This window comes from Mesorhizobium waimense (genome assembly GCF_003601975.1).
Lineage (GTDB): Bacteria > Pseudomonadota > Alphaproteobacteria > Rhizobiales > Rhizobiaceae > Mesorhizobium > Mesorhizobium waimense.
Genome location: NZ_QZWZ01000148.1, coordinates 1 through 1,608, shown reverse-complemented (window position 1 = coordinate 1,608; position 1,608 = coordinate 1). Strand labels below are relative to the sequence as shown.

3 protein-coding genes are annotated in these 1,608 nt (G+C 59.8%); all 3 read left to right on the top strand.

Translation table 11 applies throughout. The features are described 5' to 3' along the window. Window positions 1–306: IS1096 element passenger TnpR family protein (locus D3227_RS40275; RefSeq protein WP_120019454.1), on the top strand; the 306-nt coding region annotated here is incomplete at its 5' end. A gap of 46 nt (window positions 307–352) precedes the next feature. Beyond that, a complete protein-coding gene (locus D3227_RS40270; protein ID WP_245452167.1) occupies window positions 353–1,183 on the top strand; it encodes a tyrosine-type recombinase/integrase in 831 nt (276 codons plus the stop codon). Then, a complete protein-coding gene (locus D3227_RS40265; protein ID WP_245452166.1) occupies window positions 1,180–1,527 on the top strand; it encodes a site-specific integrase in 348 nt (115 codons plus the stop codon). The genes D3227_RS40270 and D3227_RS40265 overlap by 4 nt, the downstream gene beginning before the upstream one ends. The last annotated feature ends 81 nt before the right edge of the window (window positions 1,528–1,608 follow it).

Below are 1,608 nucleotides of genomic sequence, written 5' to 3'. Positions count from 1 at the left end.
GACTTGGACCACGCCTACGGCTTCTATTCAAAGCTGACGGGAAAGCTGTTCGACTCGCCCCTGCGGTTCGAACTCTTCGCCGACATAGAGGGGAGCGGCTCTCGCAGCGTGAAGGGCACGCGCGTCACCACAGCCTTCCAGAAGGTGGGCTCGGCAATGACCTTCTTGTACGACTACGGTGACGAGTGGCGCTTCCGCGTTGAACTTATTGGAACAGGGCAGGCGCAGCCCGATGCCAATTACCCGAGGATCGTCAGCAAGATCGGCAAGGCTCCCCCGCAGTACCCGGACATCGACGACGAGTGACGACGCACCGTGCCGCATCGAAAGGGTGGGTAATTACGGAAAGGGATTGATCGATTTCGTCACCTTCCTGGAGGCCAATGACACGTCATACATCACGACGGAACTGGCCCTTACCTGGGCTCAGCGACCGTCGCGCGCGCAGCCTTCGCATTGGGCGAGACGGCTGGGGTATGTCCGCGTATTCGCCCGTCATCGAGCTGCCGCTGATCCGCGAACCCAGATTCCCCCAGAGGGTTTGTTGCCCTTTCGCCCGAAGCGGGCGCGACCGTATCTTTACTCCAAGGAAGATATCCAGCGCCTCCTGTCCGCGGCGCTTGAGATGCCATGCCAATATACCCGCTGCAAGCTCAGGCCTTGGACATATTATTGCCTGTTCGGATTGTTGAGCGTTTCCGGCCTGCGCCTCGGCGAAGCCCGCAACCTCAAGCTTTCGGACATCGATTTCGATGCCGCTGTGCTGACGATCCGCGGCACGAAGTTCGGAAAGTCCCGTCTTGTGCCGACGCGCGCTTCAACCTGCGCAGTGCTCCAGGATTATCTCAAACGCCGCCGACAATTGTTCACTTCCCAGTTGGCCAACCGCCTTGATGTGGGAGACATTCATCGAACATTCTATGCTCTGTCTCGCCAGATCGGCCTGCGAGGCGCAACCGACAGCCACGGCCCGCGCCTGCATGACATCCGGCATGTGTTCGCGACGAACACGCTGGTGCGTTGGTACGAAGCCGAGCAAGATCCCGAGCGGCTCCTGCCCATTTTGTCCACCTATCTCGGTCATGTCCACGTGGCCGATACCCAATGGTACCTCACCGGTTCACCCGAGCTGATGAAAGAAGCAATGCGCCGCCTTGAGCGCCGGTGGGACGATCGGACATGACCAAGCATGCCAGCCTGGCGCCGCTTTTGGAGCGCTTTTTCATCCAACGCCTGATGCAACAGCGGCAGGCGAGCCCCCATACAATTAGTTCCTATCGCGACACATTTCGGCAGTTGCTGAAGTTCGCGGAACGAACGTTGCATAAACCGCCGTCTCGATTGAACTTCGAGGAAGTCGATGCGCCGTTGATCGTTGCCTTCCTTGATGACCTGGAGAACCGCCAGGGTATCAGCGTCCGCAGCCGCAACTTGCGCCTCACGGCGCTTCATTCCTTCTTTCGCTACGCGGCCTTCGAGGCTGTCGAAGACGGTCGAAACCCGCTGATAAACGACGACAAGATCTGAAGCGCTGGAAGAGCAAAGGCGGCCGCCCGCGCGCTCTTCAACTAGCGCTGTAGCGGGCGGCCGCCTTTGCGGCGCGGTGCT

Coding starts and splice junctions, on each gene's coding strand:
- D3227_RS40265 (WP_245452166.1), top strand. CDS start 1,180: ATGACCAAGCATGCCAGCCTGGCGCCGCTTTTGGAGCGCTTTTTCATC.